Genomic DNA, 16,640 nt, shown 5'->3' on the forward strand with positions numbered 1-16,640 from the left:
CGAATGGGGAACGGCGCTCTGCACCAGGCGCGGTCGTCCTTCGAGGGTCGCTTCGCTCCCACCTCAAGATGAGGTGGGGACGTGAATAGCATCAGGGTTGCTGATGAAGCGCTGGACGTCGTGCGCATCCGGCACCGACGCTGATGTAGCCCCTGCAATCCCACCTCCACGCAAAAGCTCCGCTTTTGCGTGGAGGTGGGAGCGAGGCGACCCTCGAAGGGCGGCTGAATTTGGTGCAATGCACTCTTTCCCCATTCGCCATTCGCAACTCACCATTCGCCCAGAAAGGACCCTCCCATGCACGATATGAGCGTCAAATGGCCCAACGGTGCGCGCTGCGCCGTCATGCTGACCTTCGACTTCGACGCGGAGACGCTGTGGACCTCGCGCGATCCCGACAATGCCAATCGCCCGGGCGTGCTGAGCCAAGGCAAATACGGCGCCAAGGTCGGCGTGCCGAAGATCCTCGACACGCTGGAAGAGGAAGGCCTGAAGGGCACGTTCTTCGTGCCGGGCTGGACCGCCGAGAACCATACCGGCCGGGTCGAGATGATCCTGAAGGGGGGCCACGAGGTCGGCCATCACAGCTATTCGCACCGCTGGGTGAGCGATGATCCGGCCGCCGAAATCGAGGAGATCGAAAAAGGCCTGGAGGCGCTGAAGCGCTCGGTCGGCGTGGTGCCGAGGGGTTACCGCTCGCCCGCCGGCGAGGTCTCGCCCGGCCTGTTCAAGCTCCTGCAGAAGCACAACTTTCTCTACGACTCCTCGTTGATGGACGACATCAACCCCTATCGCCACATCCTGGCCGACGGCACCAAGGGGCCGGTGGAACTGCCCTGGCACTGGAGCCTGGACGACGCGCCCTATGCGCTGTTCTCGGTGAAGAACCCGCGGCCGATCTTCACCAACGAGCACATGCTCAGCATCTTCAAGGCGGAGTTCCGCGAGATCTACAAATGGGGCGGCCTGTTCGACATGCTGTTCCACCCGCAGATCTGCGGCCGGCCGAGCCGCATCGCACTGCTGCGCGAGCTGATCGCCTATATCAAGACCTTCCCGGGCGTCTGGTTCGCCACCGGCACGGAAGTGGCTGAAGCCTGGGTCGCCGAATACGAGAAGCCCTGAGCGGGCAGGGGGCGGCACGGGCCGCCCCCCGCTTCGATCTTTCGCAACGCCCGGCTTTTGCGCCGGGCGTTTTGCGTAAAGCGGCGACTGCCGGGCTCAGAGCCCCGTCTTGGCCGCCACCGCCGTCATCTCGATGGCGTAACCCGGCGAGGCGAGCTTGGCTTCCACCGTGGCGCGCGCCGGCGCATGGCCGGGTGCCACCCATTTGTCCCAGACCGCGTTCATCTCGGCGATCTTGGAAATGTCGGTCACGAAGATCTGCACGCTGAGGATCCGGTCCTTGGCGCTGCCGGCGCTTTCCAGCGTCTCCTCGAGCAGCGCCAGCACCTCCTCGGTCTGGCGCGCCAGCGTATCGCCCACGGTCTTCTCCGGCACATGGCCGGCGAGAAAGACGATGCCGTTGAAAATGGCCGCGTCGCACCAGCGGTTGGTGAGGCCTACGCGCTCGATCGGCATGTTCGATAGTCCCTGGTTGTTCGTGAGATTCTCGGGGCTTCCGTCTGGGGACGGCAGCCGCACGGCATGTGCCGGACCGTCACAGTCCTGACAAGCCCGGCCAAGACGCGAATTGTCCCTGGAGTGACGAGCGCTGGGGCGAGCGAGCGCGGGCCGCGCGGGGGCCTTTACATCATGAGGGCAGCACATCGTCTTGCCCGGGCTTGTCCCGGGCATCCACGAATTCCGGCCCGCCTGAGGATCGTTGTCGTTTCGCCCTATTGCGCCGCAGGTGCCTTGCCCGCCTGCGCCGTCGCGAGCCGCTCCTGCCCGGCCTGAACCAGCCTCTCCAGCGTCGCCCGCGCCGGCGCGAAAAACGTCGTGCCGGTCTGCGGCGTCGAGAAATCCAGCAGCCGGTCGTAGGCGCCCGGCGGGTCGCCGACATACATGCGCCGCAGCATCGTCTCGATCACCCAGAGGCGCCGGGAATAGCCGATGAAATAGGTGCCGAACTCGCGCTGGCCCGGCCGGCCGAACGGCATGTTGTCGCGCAAGATGTCGTATTCGTTGCCCTCGGCATCGACGACCGTGGCCAGGGATTTATGCGATTTGCGTGGCGCGTCGTCGTCGTCGATTTCGACATTGTCGATCTTGGTGCGGCCGACGATCGCCTCCTGGAGAGGCGTCGGAACCTGCCCCCAGGCGCCGAGATCATGCAGATATTTCTGGACGACGACATAGCTGCCGCCGGCGAAATCGGCATCCTCGTCGCCGACGATCGCGGAAGCGGGCAAATCCGGCCCGGTCGGGTTCGCCGTGCCGTCGACAAAGCCCAGGAGGTCGCGCGCGTCGAAATAACGAAAGCCCGAAACCTCGTCGACGACGGTCACGCCGGCGCCGAGGCTGTCGAGCAGCAGGCGTTCGAACTCGAAGCACAGATCGGGGCGTTCGGACCGGATATGGAAGAGAAGATCGCCCGGTGTCGACGGCGCCGCGTGGACCGCGCCCTGGATCGGCGCGAAGGGTTTCAGGTTTCGCGGGCGCTTGTCGGCGAGGAGCCGGTCCCAGAGATCGCTGCCGATCCCGACGATGCACGACAGCCGGGCGGAGAGATCGCGAAACCCGACGGTCTTGACGAGATCGTCCAGCCCGTCGAGCGCCGAGCAGACCTTTGCGAGAGCCGCCGCTTCATTGGCGACGGTGACCACGAGAAACACGGCCGCTTGCGACAGCGGCGCGTCGATGCTCTGCGCCTCGATCGGCACCCGGTCCCAGTTCTTCTCCGACATGCCCAATGCTCCGCCTGTTCGTCAGGTTATAGACGCCGGGCTGGCAGCCCCGCCAGGGCTCACGCCGCTGTCACGGCCATCCATTTTTCAAGCAAGACGTGGATGGCCGGGACAAGCCCGGGCAAGACGGACGGCCACGAGCCTGGACAGGGACCATCCGGTCGTCCCGGTGCAGGCACCTGCCATCGGCCCGTCACCGGCGCGCCGACCCGCACCGCGTCATGGCCGTGCTTGTCACGGCCATCCACGTCTTTCGCGGCCAGGATGATCGCCTGTTCCGATCCGCTCCTCGTCGCTCGACACCCACTCACGCATCGGACCTCAACCACGCCACCTCCCGCCTAGCATCGCGTTCGGCGTCTTCGGCATTGGCGTAGAAGCCTGAGCGATGATCCTGGGTCCAGATGGCGACGGGTTTGGGATAGTCGCCGAAATCATCGTCGCCGGTGTGCATCTTGAGAAATTCGTCGATGTAGTAACAGAGCCCCGCACTGGTGCGGTGGATCGTCAGACGATCCTGGCCGCCGGCGCTCAAAATCTCCTTCACCAGTGTGTCGTTCATGGCCTCTCCTCCGCGCGGACCGAACGGCAACCGCGGGTGGGTTCCATTCGTGTCGAACGACCCATAGCGCTCCCTGCTCATCTCCGGCATTGCGGCCGGTTGGGACCGGTTGCCGCCGTTGACGCAGGCCGCGGCGGATCGGGCGGGCCGCCGGCAAGGCAGGCCGCGCGCGCCCGGTCGATCGATTTTGAATCGATCGATTGCCGGTTGTTCAACCGTCATGGATGTCGCCTGGATTGCAACGATGCGGCGTGATTTAATGTGGTGGCCCGGCCTGAGAGTCGTGGCCGGTCCGATAGGGCATCATGCGCGGTCTTCCCCAGCCTGTTTCGCGTCTCGATCCCCTGGGCGAGGTCCTCGCGGGCTATCGCGGCTCGCTCGTCTGGGTCGGCCTGTTCTCCGGCGTCATGAACGTGCTCATGCTCGCCGGCTCCATCTATATGCTGCAGGTCTATGACCGCGTGCTGGCGAGCCGCAGCGTGCCGACCTTGGTCGGGCTGACCGCCATGCTGCTCGTCGTCTTCCTGGTGCAGGGCCTGCTCGACGTCACCCGCCAGCGCATCCTCACGCGCATCGGCGCGGCGATCGACCGGCGCATGGCACCCCGCATCTTCGACCTGATGGTGCTGATCCCGGTGCGCGCCGGCCTGCGCCAGGACGCGCTGCAGCCGAGCCGCGACCTCGACGCCGTCAGGGCCTTCATGTCCGGCCTCGGCCCCACCACCTTTTTCGACCTGCCCTGGGTGCCGATCTTCCTCATTCTCTGCTTCATGCTGCATTTCTGGATCGGCGTGACCGCGGTCGTCGCCTGCATCGTGCTGTTCGCGGTGACGCTGCTCACCGACCGGGCGACCAAGGACCCGACCGCGGTGGTCTCCCGCGAGGCGGCGGCGCGCAGCGGTATTGCCGAGGGCGTCAAGCGCAATGCCGAGACCATTGTCGCCATGGGCATGCAGAAGGCCCTGGTCCGCCGCTACCAGGCGACCAATGGCCGTTTCCTCAAGGCGAATGAGACGGCCTCCGACGTCGTCACCAATTACGGCGCGGTCTCGCGCATTTTCCGCATGTTCATGCAGTCGGCCATGCTCGGCCTCGGCGCCTATCTGGTCATTCAGGGCCAGGTTTCCGGCGGCGTGATGATCGCCTCGTCGATCCTGATGGGCCGGGCGCTGGCGCCGATCGAGCTGGCGGTGGCGCATTGGAAAGGCTTCGTCGCCGCGCGCCAGGCCTGGGCCCGGCTGCGCCAGACCATGACGGCGCTGGGCGACCAGGCCGAACCCATGGCGCTGCCGGCGCCTCGGCGCATGCTGACCTTGGAACAGGTCTTCGCCGGCGCGCCGGGCTCGCAGGAGCCGATCGTTTCCGGACTGTCCTTCTCGCTCCTGGCCGGTCAGGCGCTGGGCGTCATCGGCCCTTCGGCCTCGGGCAAATCCACCTTGGCGCGGGTGCTGACCGGCGCCTGGCTGCCGCTGCGCGGGTCGCTGCGCCTCGATGGTGCCGAGCTGACGCAATGGAGCGCGGAAGCGCGTGGCGGCTTCATTGGCTATCTCGCCCAGGATATCGGCCTGTTCGACGGCACGGTGGCCGACAATATCGCGCGTTTCCAGCCGGATGCCGACCCGGAAGAGATCGTCAAGGCGGCGCGCGCCGCCGGCGCCGACGAGGTCATCCGCAAGCTGCCCTCGGGTTATGAGACGCGCATCGGCGAGGGCGGCATTGCCTTGTCGGGCGGCCAGCGCCAGCGCGTCGCGCTCGCCCGCGCGCTTTACGGCAATCCCTTCCTGGTGGTGCTCGACGAACCCAATGCCAATCTCGACGCCGATGGCGAGGCCGCCGTCACCCAGGCGATCCAGCATGTCCGCGACAGCGGCGGCATCGCCATCGTGGTCGCCCATCGCCCCAGCGCCATCGCGGCGGTCGACATGGTGGCCGTGATGAAGGAGGGCCGCATGGCCGCCTTCGGACCGAAGGACGAGGTGCTGAAAAAGGTGCTGGCGCCACAAAAGGGCCGCGCGTCATGAGCCCCGCTGCCCCGCCCACCGCCGCGGCCCCACCGTCCGAAGCCGCCGAGCAGGACCGGTCGATCAGCCATCTCGTTCGCTTCGGCTTGGCGCTGGTCACCGTCATGGTCGGCGGCGGCGCGATCCTGGCGGCCACCGTGCCGCTGGCCGGCGCGGTCGTCTCCCAGGGCACAGTGGTGGTCGATTCCAACGTCAAGACGGTGCAGCACCCGACCGGCGGCGTCATTGGCGAGATCCGCGTGCATGACGGCTCGCAGGTGAGCGAAGGCGACCTCGTCATTCGCCTCGACGACACCGTCACGCGGGCCAATCTGCAGGTGGTGGTCAAGCAGCTGAACGAATCCTATTCCCGCCGCGGACGGCTCGAGGCCGAACGCGACGGCATCGCCTTCGTGCTGCCGGACGAGCTCAAGGCGGTTGCCGCCGATCCCGATGTCGTCAAGGCTTTCGAGGGCGAGGGGCGGCTGTTTTCTGCGCGCCAGACCGCGCGCGAGGGGCAGCGCAAGCAATTGGCCGAGCGTATCGCCCAGATCCGCCAGGAAATTTCGGGCCTCACCGCCCAGGAGGCCGCGCGCCGCAAGCAGGTGGAGCTGATCGAGCGCGAGCTCGTCGATGTCGGCGGCCTGTTCCAGCGCAACCTGGTGCCGCGCACCCGCATGGTGGAGCTGGAGCGCGAGGCCGCGCGCCTTGCCGGCGAGGTCGGCCAGTTCGTCGCCGAGCGCGCCCGCGCCGACGGCCGCATCGCCGAGGCCGAATTGCAGATCCTGCAGATCGAGCAGGAGCTCAGGCGCGAGGTCTCCACCGACCTGCGCGAGGTGCAGGGCAAGATCGGCGAACTCGTGGAACGGCGCATCGCGGCGGAAGACCAGCTGAAACGCATCGACATCCGCGCGCCGCAGACCGGTTATGTCCACCAGCTCGCCTATCACACCGTTGGCGGCGTGGTGCAGGCCGGCCAGCCGATCATGCAGATCGTGCCCGGCAATGACGCGCTCGTCATCGAGATCCGCATCCAGCCGAACGACATCAACCATGTCGGCATCGGCCAGCCCGCCTTCATCCGCCTCACCGCCTTCCCGCAACGCACCACGCCCGAGGTGGAAGGCAAGGTGGTGCGCCTCTCAGCGGATGTCGCGCGCGACCAGCAGTCGCAAGTGAGCTTCTATACCGCGCGGGTCGCGGTGGACGAGGGCGAGCTGGCCAAGCTCCATGGCCTGAAGATCGTGCCCGGCATGCCGGCGGAGGTTTTTGTGCGGACGGGAGACCGGACGACGTTTTCGTATTTGATGAAGCCGCTGACGGATCAGGTGATGCGGGCGTTTAGGGAGCAGTGAGGGCGAAGCCCACGGCGCCGCGAGACACGAGACGATCGTTGCAACATGAGACGAGCTGCGTGCCGATCAGCAAGGGAAGGCGCGGCTCAAAAGGCGATGCGTAGCAGGACCATTGGTTGATATCGACCGCAACTAAAGATTGCAGCGATAAGATGGTAGCTGCGCAGCTCGAGCCCCGTGGCCGTCTTGTCGACGAGGGTAATCAAACCGCGCGAGCGCTTCAATCAGGCAAGCGCTAGTCACACATGAGCTGGAAGCATGCTCCGTCCGGCGAACCTGTTGTTGCCACAATCGGCCTGCGCGAAAATATCAGATGTCGCGAGATCCGGGTCTGCCGCCGGTTGGATACGAGCCACCTATCGACCGCCGATGCTGGCGCATCTTTTCGTGATTCAGGACAAATTTAGGAGAATTGCGAAAGTCACGTTGCGTCTCTATGCGCTTTCTCGATGATTCACGGCGAGGAGATCGTTGCCGTGCAAGTGCGGGCAAGGCCGCAGGGTTTCGGATTTTCCGTGCTGTCGGAGGCGCATTCAGGGAATCTTCGATCTCTACGAGCGGATTGTCGTGGTTCGTTCGCGCGTCGCCATGACAGGTTGATCGCCTTGCTGCTGCACCTGTGGCAGCTTGTCGCAGTGTCAGCGATGTGCAAGGTTTGACACGTCGTGCTCTCGTGCGACCTAGGGTTGATTTTGGCTTGAGCCGGTATGCGCGGATGGCATTGAAGATGGTTGAGACCTCACCACTGCTCGTGGCCTGATTCGGGATGTCTGGATACCGAGGAGGGCGGAGTTGCGATAGCGGTTTCCAACCAGGCGAAACGGGGGGCAGCCCTTTCGTGGCATGGATGCGTTCGACGGCCGTCCGCCTCGCGACCTCTCGATGACCAAAACCCGCGCGATCCTGGCCGCTGCCCTTGTTACGCTTGTTGCGCTGATCGGCGCGGCCTTTGCTTTCAGAGGCACGCTTGTTCCAATGTTGCCGCCGGGCGTCCGGGCGCTGTTCGAGCAACCTTCGCTGAAGTTCGGGTGGTTCTACCGGCTCAACGTCGAACTTCAGTATGAGGGCAAGCCGCTCGCCATCGAGGTGATCGTCGCTTGCAGTTCCCAGTCGCGTCAGATCCCTGGTGAAGGCCGCAGCGCCCGGGCGTTCCGGGCGCCCTATATTTACGGCGTTCGGGTCAGCGGCGGCCATGGCGTGCTGGTGCAGACACCCAATATCTGCGACCGCGACGTGGCCAAGAACCCGGTGCCGGCGGATTACCTGCCCATGGTGTTCTGGGCTCCGGATGCGGGCAATCTCGAGTTCCTGATCGCCTATCTCAACGAGCAGGCCTACGACCAGCCCGTCGCCAAGCTGAAGTTCATCCACGCCACCGTCACCGATGCCACCGAAGCCGAGCACATTGCCTGGCGAGCAACCAAGTGGCGGGACAACATCGTTCCGATCGGCGACCGCTATGCGGACCAGTTCCTCGGCCATGATTTCTTTCGCGGGCAGGGTTTCTTTCCCGCCGGCGACCCGCGCAATCGCAGCCAGTTGCGACTGGAGTGCCACTCCTATTTGCGGCAGCCCCTGCCGGAGGCGGCACGCGCCGAGTTGCGTGAACGCTGGCCGACTGACCGGCCGACCTATTGGCTGATGTCGCGGGAAGACGTGCGCCTGCTTCGGTTGAAGCATCAAGATGGGATTGATCGCGAGATCAGCCGACGGGGTCTTGGCACGATCGGCGATGCCGCAGGCTTACCGTTTCTTGCCGAAGGCAATGGCATCGCGCGAGCGACTGGTCGCGGCTATCTCGGTCCCGACATTCCAAGCCGCTACCCCGGGGCAGCGCTGCGTGTGCCCTACCGCGTGGAGACGGGCTATCCCTGGGCCAGCGAGAAGCTGCGGAGCCAGCCAACGATCGACGTGCACGTCGATATGGCCACTGGATTCGATCACGGCTTCGCCTACTGCTTTCGCGACGTCTATTCACACTACCTTCGGGATACTTCGCCGGTCGATATGCCGCCGCGCGAGCACCGGTTTTTCATCGATGGCCGATTGATCGGGGCTTGGCCCGGCCTGCGTGGTCTGGCGCCGGGCGCTGTCATCATCGAGCGCGACGAATTTCTTTGGCGCGAACAGCGCTTCCAGTTGGCGTATGAAATGGCGAGGATGCAATGACCGCGGGAATTACGGTGACACGTACCTAATTCCCTATTTCGAATTTTCGTCCGTCGCCCTCGGTTTTCTGCCGCGCTTCTTGGGTTGGATTTGGCGGCCGAGCCGGGTGGCCAATTCGGTCAGGAAGACGCTGGAGCCGACAGGGCGACCGATCGTTTCGGCGGCGCGCAAAGCGGCCATCCGTGCCGGATCGGCATCGCTCTCGATCACATCGGCGAAGTGGCGGGCTCGGTCGAGGATCGGCTTGACGTTGACGAGGCCGTCGCTCCGCCCGGCGAGGTGGGCGCGTACGCTCGACCATGGCCAGTCCTGGGCGCTTGCCACGAGCCCAGCTCGTACAGGATTGAGCGATACATAGCGCGCCGCCGCCATGAGATGATCCTCGTCCAGCGCCACCGAACCAAAGCGCCCTTGGAACAGATGCCCGGTCTGCCGCGCCCGGGCGTTGACATAGCCGGTGTAGCGCCGATGCGTCTCGCTGAGCTCCCGTGCCAGGCCGGTTTGCGCATCCGGCACGAGAATGAGGTGAACATGATTGGGCATCAGACAGTAGCCCCAGACCGCGACATCGGCCTTTCTGCAGGCTTGCGCCAGGAGGTCGCGGTAGAGCGCGTAGTCATCAGGCTCGAAGAACACACGCTCGCGCCGATTGCCGCGCTGCGTCACATGATGCGCAAGACCGGGGGCGACGATGCGGGCGAGGCGAGACATGACACAAAGTTGGCACGATAGGGAAAAAAGAGAAATAGGTACGTGTCACCGTAATACCCATTTTCACATCGTGATAAAGGACGGAAACGGGGCAGTCATCATCGATGAGATGCGGCTGTCGCAAGGCGTGGACATTTCGTCCGCAAGATATATCGGGCGCATATTGGCGGCCTATGAATTGGAACGAGGGGCCTATTCGTTTCAAGTGACGATGATCAAGGACAAATCCCAATTCATCGGTCTCAATACGTCGCTGGCGGTGACGCATCGGGTGAAGTAGGGATCGCGCGAAGAGCGCTGGACGGGCAGCGGCGGGGACGAAGGAGTGCGTTCTGCATGCGGTTCCGGTCGCGCCGGCTTCGGCGCGAGCTTCACCCCGAACAACGCGACTGAGCGCGGCACCTGGACATGTGGCATGGCGCCGGGGCTCAACCGCATCGGGACGCGGTCATGCCGGAAGAATGCGCGCTGACGGAGCATCTCGTCGACCATCGCCTGCGGACTGCCGCGCAACCGCCCAACCGAGCTCCCGGTGCGAAACGTCCCCTGAAATCCAGCACTGCAGAAATGCAAGATGCAGCCGCCACTTCCGCGACTACATGAAGCGTGGCGGTCGCGTCGGCCGGCCGGGAGAGAGCGCATGGGCCTGTTGATCGATGGCGTCTGGCATGATGACGACAGCAAGCTGCTGGATGCGCAGGGCCGCATGCAGCGCGCCGCCGCCGGCTTTCGCAACTGGATCACCGCCGACGGTTCGCCCGGGCCGAGCGGCGAGGGCGGTTTCAAGGCCGAGGCCGGGCGCTATCACCTGATCGTCGCACGGGCCTGCCCCTGGGCGCACCGCGCCACCATCCTGCGTGAGCTCAAGGGTTTGCAGAACCTCGTCAGCCTGTCGGTCACCCATTGGCTGATGGCCGAGAACGGCTGGACCTTCGCGCCCGGCCCGGGCGTCACGCCCGATCCGATCATCGGCGCCGATTGCCTGCACCAGATCTATTCGGCCGCCGATCCCGCCTATACCGGCCGGGTCACCGTGCCGGTGCTCTGGGACAAGCAGAAAAAGACCATCGTCAGCAACGAATCCTCCGAGATCATTCGCATGTTCAACGGCGCCTTCGACGGGCTGGGCGCCACGCCGGGGGATTATTATCCCGAGGCGCTGCGGCCCGAGATCGACGCGCTGAACGAGCGGATCTATGCAACCCTCAACAACGGCGTCTATCGCGCCGGCTTCGCCGGCAGCCAGGCCGCCTATGACGAGGCGGTCGGTCCGGTCTTCGAGACGCTCGACTGGCTCGAAGCCATCCTGTCGCGTTCACGCTATCTCTGCGGCGACCGGCTGACCGAAGCCGACTGGCGCCTGTTCACCACGCTGGTCCGTTTCGACGCCGTCTATGTCGGCCATTTCAAATGCAATCTCAGGCGGCTGATCGATTATCCCGCGCTCTGGTCCTATACCCGCGAGCTGTTCCAGATGCCGGGCATTCGCGGCACGGTCGATTTCGACCATATCAAGCAGCACTATTTCGGCAGCCACCGGCGCATCAACCCCACCGGCATCGTTCCGCAGGGCCCGATCCTCGATTTCGAGGCGCCGCCGCGCCGCTGACGCAACGCCCGTGATTGCGCGATCAGGGTGGTTCAACCATGGGGGCCTTGATCGGCGCGCCGCTTCGGTCATGCTGTTGCCGCGGGTCGGGGGCATGGTCCGCGCGGCATCTCGACCACGGACCTTCCCATGACCTTCGACGACGGCCGGCCGTTCGGCCTCACCTGGCATTATGACCGGCACGAGCTGGTCGCCGACGGCGTGGTCCATGTCGTCGGCGCGGTCTTCGCCGTGGTCGCCGCGGCACTGCTGATCGGGCTCGCGGTCTTTCATGTCGAGGCGGCGGCGATCGTCGCGCTCGCGGTCTATGCGGCCTCCCTGATGGCGGTCATCGGCTGCTCGGCCGCCTACAACATGTGGCCGGTCTCGCCGACCAAATGGCTGCTGCGGCGCTTCGACCACGCCGCGATCTATCTGCTGATCGCCGGCACCTATACACCCTTCATGATCCGGCTCGGCACCTCGCTCAGCTATGGCGTGCTCGCCGGCGTCTGGGCGGTGGCGCTGGTCGGCGCCACCATCAAGCTCGCCGCGCCCGGCCGGTTCGACCGGCTCGCCGTCGGGCTCTATCTCGCCCTCGGCTGGAGCGGCGTCGTCGTGGTCGACCAGGTGTTCGCGGTTCTGTCGACACCGGCGGCCTGCCTGCTGGTCGCGGGCGGACTGCTCTATTCGGTCGGCGTCGTCTTCCATGTCTGGCGCCGGCTGCGCTTCCAGAACGCCATCTGGCACGGCTTCGTGCTGACGGCGGCCGCCTGCCAGTATGGCGCGGTGGTCAGCGGCGTGGTCTTCGCCGCCTGAGAGCGGTTCCGGCCATGTGAACAAAGCGGAAACGCGCTCTTCCAATGAAGCCGATCTCCATGTTAGGACTTCGGCTGATGGGTGGAGGGCATGGCGATGCTGCGCGCCATACGTGTTGTTCTGGGCCTGTTCTGCGGTTTGTCCGCCGTGGCGTTCACGGGTGCCGCCCAGGCGCAAAGTGATGCCGACCGGCGCCGGCAGGTTCTGCCCTTTGTCCGCGACGCGACCGATTGCATCAGCCGCGCGGCACGCGAGGACCGCGAGTTCACCCGCGCCGTGCTCGCCGGCAACCTGCCGCCTTTGCTCGCCCGCGCCAAGTCGCGCTGCATCGACCAGCTGGCGGCCATGTCGATCGCCCATGACCGGATCTATGGCTCGGGCAGCGGCGGCGCCTTCATGCGGGGGCCTTACGAGGCGGATCTGGAGCGGGCGGTGCGCATACGCCTGAAGGCCGAGATCGATCAGATCAATGCCCAGCTCCAGCAGGCGCATGGCGAGCAGGCCCGCGACCAATTTTTCGAATGTGCCTATGGCGCGGCGGAGCAGATGGTACGCAGCAACGAGCCGGCCGACTCCGTCGCCCGGGCCGCTATGTCCATTTGCCACAGCAAGCTGAGCGCCGCGATCGCCGCCTTGTCGGGGGCCTTGGGCGGCCCCCGGGTGTCGGCGGAAGACGAACGTTATCTCGAGGACCGGGTGCGCGACCGGGTCATCGCGGCGATTATCGCCCGGCGTGCGGATCTCGCCGCCGCGGCCCCGGCGGCCGCGCCCGCGACACGCGCGCCGGCGCCCGCAGCACCCGCCCCGTCGCGTCAGGCCGCGCCTCCCGCCGCGCGACCCGAGGGGGCCATGAGCCAGGAGGAACTGGCCGCGCGCTATCCCAATTCCGGGCCGGCTCTGCCGCCGCTGCAGCAATGCCTGGCAGGCGCCATGCGTTCCGGCATGAACGGCCGCACCGTGCCGCGCGACACCGCCCTGGCGGCGAGCCTCGACGCCTGCCGGCCCGAGATCGAAACGCTCGGCCGCTCCCTGGTCTGGGACGGGCTGGAGCCGTCGCTCGACAAAGGCAGGCAGGCCGCCTTCGTCATCGCCAAGGGGCATGCCGAGGCCATGCTCGACAATTAGGCGGCGGCGCGAACTCTGCTCACGCCACCTTTTTCAAGGCGTCGCCCAGCACGTCGACGATGCGCTGGATATCGGCCTGTTCCAGGATCAGCGGCGGCGAGAAAGCGATGATGTCGCCGGTCACCCGGATCAGCAGGCCCTTTTCGAAACAGTCGACGAAGACGTCATAGGCGCGTTTGCCAACGCCGTCCGGCCGGGAGTCCAGCTCGATGCCGGCAATGATGCCGATCGTCCTGATGTCGATGACATGCGGCAGGCCCTTCAGGCTGTGCATGGCGTCCTGCCAGGCGCCGGCGAGTTCGGCGCCGCGCGTGAGCAGGCCTTCCTCGCGATAGATCTCCAGCGTCGCTATGCCGGCGGCGCAGGCGGCCGGATGGCCGGAATAGGTATAGCCGTGGAACAGCTCGATCTGGCCGTCCGGCCCGTTCATCAGGCCGTCATGGACCTTGCGGCTGGCAAACACCGCGCCCATCGGGATGGCGCCATTGGTCAGGCCCTTGGCCGTGGTGACGAGGTCCGGCACGACGCCGAAATAATCGACCGCGAAGGGCGTGCCGAGCCGGCCGAACCCGGTGATCACCTCGTCGAAGATCAACAGGATGCCGTGGCGGTCGCAGATCGCGCGCAGCCGCTGCAGATAGCCCTTCGGCGGGATCAGCACGCCGGTGGAGCCGGCGACCGGCTCGACGATGACGGCGGCGATCGTCTCCGCGCCATGCAGCGCCACCAGCCGCTCCAGGTCGTCGGCAAGCTCGGCCCCATGCTCCGGCTCGCCCTTGGCATAGGCGTTGCGGGCGAGGTCATGGGTGTGGCGCAGGTGGTCGCTGCCCGGCAGCTGCGGGAATACCCGGCGGTTCGAGACGATGCCGCCGACCGAAATGCCGCCGAAGCCGACGCCGTGATAACCGCGTTCGCGGCCGATCAGGCGGGTGCGGGTGCCCTGGCCGATGGCGCGCTGATAGGCCAGCGCGATCTTCAGCGCGGTATCGACCGATTCCGAGCCGGAACCGGTGAAGAACACCCGGTCGAGACCGGCTTCCTGCCCGCCCGGCGCGATCCGGCTCAGTTGCTCGGCGAAATCGAAGGCGATCGGATGGCCCATCTGGAACGACGGGGCGAAGTCCAGCGTCGAGAGCTGCCGCTCGACGGCCTGGGTGATGCGCCGGCGGCCGTGGCCGGCATTGACGCACCAGAGCCCGGCGGTACCGTCCAGCACGGTGCGGCCGTCGATGCTGGTGTAGTTCATGCCCTCGGCGGAGGCGAGCATGCGCGGCGCCGCCTTGAACTGGCGGTTGGCGGTGAACGGCATCCAGTAGTTTTCGAGGCTGGCGCTGTTGGTCGGCGTCTGGGCGTTCATCGGGGTTCCCTCTGTGATAGGGCAGGGAGCACACGATCGAGATGCCGCAACAAGTCCTTTTCTGATTTTGCTCAAGCCTTTGATTTCATGGATGTCGTCCGGGTGGATTTGCGCTATCCAGAACATCTGAAACAGTCTGGAGCGGCTTTCCATGACGGCGATCGATCTCGGCAATCGGCTGCGTTATGTGCGCATCGCCAATAATCTGTCGCAGCGCGAGCTCGCCAAGCGCGCCGGCGTGACCAATTCGACCATCTCGCTGATCGAGTCCAACAGCACCAATCCCTCGGTCGGCGCGCTGAAGCGCATCCTCGACGGCATTCCGATCGGGCTCGCCGAATTCTTCGCGATCGAGCCGGATCGGCCGCGCCAGGTGTTCTACAGCGCCGACCAGCTCACCGAGATCGGCAAGGGGCCGATTTCCTATCGCCAGGTCGGCGACGTCATGTTCGGCCGCGCCCTGCAGATCCTCAGGGAGCGCTACGAGCCGGGTTCGGGCACCGGCCAGATCCCGCTCGTCCATGACGGCGAGGAAGGCGGCATCGTGCTGTCGGGCCATCTGGAGGTGACGGTGGACGACGAGCGCAAGATTCTGGGCCCGGGCGACGCCTATTATTTCGAAAGCCGCCGCCCGCACCGCTTCCGCTGCGTCGGCCCGGTCGCCTGCGAACTGGTCAGCGCCTGCACGCCGCCGACGTTTTGAGGCGAACAGCGAGTGGCGAATGGCGAATGGGGCATGATGCGAGGAGCGCGCAAACCCTCTCCAACGTCTGCGTAGACGAGGGTGTCGCTTCATCCCCATTCGCTATTCGCCACTCGCTATTCGCCCTCTCACAACTCCCGCATCATCACCGTCGACAGCTTCGCAAAGCCCTGTTTCTCGAAAAAGCCATGGGCACGGTTGTTGTGAATGCCGCTCTCCAGAAACAGCCGGGCCGCGCCGCGCTCGCGCGCTTCCGCCGCGAGCCAGTCGACCATATGGCGGCCGAGCCCGAGGCCGCGCGCCTCGGGTGAGATGATGAGGTCGTCGACGACCGCATAGCGACCCGGAGCCTTGTCGACCGGCCGGAACGACATCAGCGCCAGGCCGACCAGGGCCGCGCCGTTTCGCGCCACCGCGATCGCCCGGTCCTGACCATCCGCGGCCAGAATCCCCTGGACTTCCTCCGCGATGATCCCTGCGAGATCCGGGTTCCAGGTGCCGGGCGCCAGCGCGCGCCCCTCCTGCAATTCCTGGTGCGAGATATAGGCGGCGTCGACATGGGCCACGAAAAACCGGGTGATCGCTTCGGCCATGCCGGGGTCGGTGCACCAGGCGATGACGAGCTGTGGCGCGGCGCCCTTGGCGGAAGCGGCGATCGTCCGGGTCATGGCTGGGGTCCTGACATCAATCCGCCGGACGGATCGACGGCAGTCCCATGGACTGGGCGAGCGGCGCCCGGTCGGCCAGGCGGTCGAATTTCTTGGCGAGCAGGATGAAGGATTGCGAGCGGGTGACGCCCGATATCGAAGTGACCTCGTCGATGACCGCGTCGAGGTCTTCGAGTTGCGGCGTCTCGATCAGCAGGAACAGGTCATATTCGCCGCTCATCGTATGGCAGAGCTTGATTTCCGGCAGCCGGCCGAGCGCCTCGATGACGCCGCGCTGCAGCTTCTGCGAGATCGACAGGAGCACGATCGACTGGGCGCTGTTGCCGGTGACGTCACGCGCCAGCACCACCGAATAGCCGAGAATGGCGCCGGCCTTTTCCAGCCGGTTCAGCCGGTCGTGCACGGTGCTGCGCGCAACCCCCAGGCTCTTGGCCAGAGCCATGGTCGACTGCCGGGCATTGGACTGCAGCAGCGCCACGAGGCGCCGGTCGATCTCGTCCCAAACCTTGCCGAGCCAGGTCATCCCGTTGCCGCCATCTTGCCGATTCGCTCCACCGCGCCCATCTGCGAAGTCTGGGGCACGTCCCCCTTCCATCCCCTTATCGGTAGCTCGCGGTCAAGCGCTTTCCGGCAAACTGCGCGGTCGGCCCGGCAAATTGCCGGATCCGGCACGATCCGCCGGAGCTCTGTCGCTGGCGCCTGTCAGCCGCCGCCATGATCCTGGTGGCCGTTGT

General features: G+C 65.9%; 16 protein-coding genes. 9 read left to right on the forward strand and 7 right to left on the reverse strand.

Annotation, left to right across the window (positions count from 1 at the left end; translation table 11 throughout):
• Nucleotides 1–297 precede the first annotated feature (297 nt).
• Nucleotides 298–1,125, forward strand: a complete 828-nt coding sequence (locus tag AC07WJ_RS25610) for a polysaccharide deacetylase family protein (RefSeq protein WP_494937498.1) — start codon at nucleotides 298–300, stop codon at nucleotides 1,123–1,125.
• 96 nt (nucleotides 1,126–1,221) lie between these two features.
• Here the strand turns inward: AC07WJ_RS25610 and AC07WJ_RS25615 are convergent, their stop codons facing one another.
• The 3 genes from AC07WJ_RS25615 to AC07WJ_RS25625 form a co-directional block, all read right to left on the reverse strand.
• The gene (locus tag AC07WJ_RS25615; protein ID WP_494937499.1) at nucleotides 1,222–1,581 is read right to left on the reverse strand and encodes a RidA family protein; all 360 of its coding nucleotides are present in this window, start codon (nucleotides 1,579–1,581) and stop codon (nucleotides 1,222–1,224) included.
• 257 nt (nucleotides 1,582–1,838) lie between these two features.
• Nucleotides 1,839–2,849: a Dyp-type peroxidase gene (locus AC07WJ_RS25620; RefSeq protein ID WP_494937500.1), complete on the reverse strand. Its 1,011-nt coding sequence runs from the start codon at nucleotides 2,847–2,849 to the stop codon at nucleotides 1,839–1,841.
• A 307-nt stretch (nucleotides 2,850–3,156) separates the two neighbouring features.
• Entirely contained in the window at nucleotides 3,157–3,633 is a 477-nt protein-coding gene (locus AC07WJ_RS25625; protein ID WP_494937501.1) for a hypothetical protein, read from the reverse strand.
• A gap of 83 nt (nucleotides 3,634–3,716) precedes the next feature.
• Between AC07WJ_RS25625 and AC07WJ_RS25630 the strand changes: the two genes are divergently transcribed.
• The 3 genes from AC07WJ_RS25630 to AC07WJ_RS25640 all read left to right on the forward strand — a co-directional run bounded on the left by AC07WJ_RS25630 (nucleotide 3,717) and on the right by AC07WJ_RS25640 (nucleotide 8,935).
• Nucleotides 3,717–5,432 carry a type I secretion system permease/ATPase gene (locus AC07WJ_RS25630; protein WP_494937502.1) on the forward strand — a complete coding sequence of 572 codons (1,716 nt, stop codon included), beginning with the start codon at nucleotides 3,717–3,719 and terminating at the stop codon, nucleotides 5,430–5,432.
• On the forward strand, nucleotides 5,429–6,766 hold the full coding sequence (locus AC07WJ_RS25635; protein WP_494937503.1) for an HlyD family type I secretion periplasmic adaptor subunit: 1,338 nt from the start codon (nucleotides 5,429–5,431) through the stop codon (nucleotides 6,764–6,766). The genes AC07WJ_RS25630 and AC07WJ_RS25635 overlap by 4 nt, the downstream gene beginning before the upstream one ends.
• 843 nt (nucleotides 6,767–7,609) lie before the next feature.
• Entirely contained in the window at nucleotides 7,610–8,935 is a 1,326-nt protein-coding gene (locus AC07WJ_RS25640; RefSeq protein WP_494937504.1) for a hypothetical protein, read from the forward strand.
• Nucleotides 8,936–8,968: 33 nt separating this feature from the next.
• On the opposite strand, the gene AC07WJ_RS25645 is transcribed toward AC07WJ_RS25640, so the two are convergent.
• Complete coding sequence (locus AC07WJ_RS25645) at nucleotides 8,969–9,646, reverse strand: transposase (RefSeq protein WP_494937505.1); 678 nt, start codon at nucleotides 9,644–9,646, stop codon at nucleotides 8,969–8,971.
• Here AC07WJ_RS25645 and AC07WJ_RS25650 point away from each other — a divergent pair.
• The 4 genes from AC07WJ_RS25650 (at nucleotide 9,645) to AC07WJ_RS25665 (ending at nucleotide 13,178) form a co-directional block, all read left to right on the forward strand.
• Nucleotides 9,645–9,926 (forward strand): hypothetical protein, encoded by a 282-nt coding sequence (locus AC07WJ_RS25650; RefSeq protein WP_494937506.1) that lies wholly within the window; start codon nucleotides 9,645–9,647, stop codon nucleotides 9,924–9,926. The genes AC07WJ_RS25645 and AC07WJ_RS25650 overlap by 2 nt on opposite strands.
• 360 nt (nucleotides 9,927–10,286) lie before the next feature.
• Nucleotides 10,287–11,255 (forward strand): glutathione S-transferase family protein, encoded by a 969-nt coding sequence (locus tag AC07WJ_RS25655; RefSeq protein WP_494937507.1) that lies wholly within the window; start codon nucleotides 10,287–10,289, stop codon nucleotides 11,253–11,255.
• Nucleotides 11,256–11,384: 129 nt separating this feature from the next.
• Entirely contained in the window at nucleotides 11,385–12,053 is a 669-nt protein-coding gene (trhA, locus tag AC07WJ_RS25660; protein ID WP_494937508.1) for a PAQR family membrane homeostasis protein TrhA, read from the forward strand.
• A 96-nt stretch (nucleotides 12,054–12,149) separates the two neighbouring features.
• Nucleotides 12,150–13,178, forward strand: coding sequence for a hypothetical protein (locus AC07WJ_RS25665; protein ID WP_494937509.1), 1,029 nt, complete (start codon nucleotides 12,150–12,152; stop codon nucleotides 13,176–13,178).
• A gap of 19 nt (nucleotides 13,179–13,197) precedes the next feature.
• Here AC07WJ_RS25665 and aptA read toward each other — a convergent pair whose 3' ends face one another.
• On the reverse strand, nucleotides 13,198–14,535 hold the full coding sequence (aptA, locus tag AC07WJ_RS25670) for an omega-aminotransferase AptA (protein WP_494937510.1): 1,338 nt from the start codon (nucleotides 14,533–14,535) through the stop codon (nucleotides 13,198–13,200).
• Nucleotides 14,536–14,686: 151 nt separating this feature from the next.
• Here aptA and AC07WJ_RS25675 point away from each other — a divergent pair, with 151 nt between their 5' ends.
• Nucleotides 14,687–15,238: a cupin domain-containing protein gene (locus tag AC07WJ_RS25675; RefSeq protein ID WP_494937511.1), complete on the forward strand. Its 552-nt coding sequence runs from the start codon at nucleotides 14,687–14,689 to the stop codon at nucleotides 15,236–15,238.
• A 128-nt stretch (nucleotides 15,239–15,366) separates the two neighbouring features.
• Here the strand turns inward: AC07WJ_RS25675 and AC07WJ_RS25680 are convergent, their stop codons facing one another.
• Both AC07WJ_RS25680 and AC07WJ_RS25685 read right to left on the reverse strand, forming a co-directional pair.
• Nucleotides 15,367–15,906, reverse strand: coding sequence for a GNAT family N-acetyltransferase (locus tag AC07WJ_RS25680; RefSeq protein ID WP_494937512.1), 540 nt, complete (start codon nucleotides 15,904–15,906; stop codon nucleotides 15,367–15,369).
• 16 nt (nucleotides 15,907–15,922) lie between these two features.
• Nucleotides 15,923–16,429 (reverse strand): Lrp/AsnC family transcriptional regulator, encoded by a 507-nt coding sequence (locus AC07WJ_RS25685; protein ID WP_494937513.1) that lies wholly within the window; start codon nucleotides 16,427–16,429, stop codon nucleotides 15,923–15,925.
• Nucleotides 16,430–16,640: the final 211 nt, after the last annotated feature.

It is taken from the genome of Phreatobacter sp. GW821-FHT04C01, from assembly GCF_059420385.1.

Coding starts and splice junctions, on each gene's coding strand:
- aptA (WP_494937510.1), bottom strand. CDS start 14,535: ATGAACGCCCAGACGCCGACCAACAGCGCCAGCCTCGAAAACTACTGG.
- trhA (WP_494937508.1), top strand. CDS start 11,385: ATGACCTTCGACGACGGCCGGCCGTTCGGCCTCACCTGGCATTATGAC.
- AC07WJ_RS25630 (WP_494937502.1), top strand. CDS start 3,717: ATGCGCGGTCTTCCCCAGCCTGTTTCGCGTCTCGATCCCCTGGGCGAG.
- AC07WJ_RS25650 (WP_494937506.1), top strand. CDS start 9,645: ATGACACAAAGTTGGCACGATAGGGAAAAAAGAGAAATAGGTACGTGT.
- AC07WJ_RS25685 (WP_494937513.1), bottom strand. CDS start 16,429: ATGACCTGGCTCGGCAAGGTTTGGGACGAGATCGACCGGCGCCTCGTG.
- AC07WJ_RS25615 (WP_494937499.1), bottom strand. CDS start 1,581: ATGCCGATCGAGCGCGTAGGCCTCACCAACCGCTGGTGCGACGCGGCC.
- AC07WJ_RS25635 (WP_494937503.1), top strand. CDS start 5,429: ATGAGCCCCGCTGCCCCGCCCACCGCCGCGGCCCCACCGTCCGAAGCC.
- AC07WJ_RS25665 (WP_494937509.1), top strand. CDS start 12,150: ATGCTGCGCGCCATACGTGTTGTTCTGGGCCTGTTCTGCGGTTTGTCC.
- AC07WJ_RS25640 (WP_494937504.1), top strand. CDS start 7,610: ATGGATGCGTTCGACGGCCGTCCGCCTCGCGACCTCTCGATGACCAAA.
- AC07WJ_RS25655 (WP_494937507.1), top strand. CDS start 10,287: ATGGGCCTGTTGATCGATGGCGTCTGGCATGATGACGACAGCAAGCTG.
- AC07WJ_RS25675 (WP_494937511.1), top strand. CDS start 14,687: ATGACGGCGATCGATCTCGGCAATCGGCTGCGTTATGTGCGCATCGCC.
- AC07WJ_RS25610 (WP_494937498.1), top strand. CDS start 298: ATGCACGATATGAGCGTCAAATGGCCCAACGGTGCGCGCTGCGCCGTC.
- AC07WJ_RS25620 (WP_494937500.1), bottom strand. CDS start 2,849: ATGTCGGAGAAGAACTGGGACCGGGTGCCGATCGAGGCGCAGAGCATC.
- AC07WJ_RS25645 (WP_494937505.1), bottom strand. CDS start 9,646: ATGTCTCGCCTCGCCCGCATCGTCGCCCCCGGTCTTGCGCATCATGTG.
- AC07WJ_RS25625 (WP_494937501.1), bottom strand. CDS start 3,633: ATGACGGTTGAACAACCGGCAATCGATCGATTCAAAATCGATCGACCG.
- AC07WJ_RS25680 (WP_494937512.1), bottom strand. CDS start 15,906: ATGACCCGGACGATCGCCGCTTCCGCCAAGGGCGCCGCGCCACAGCTC.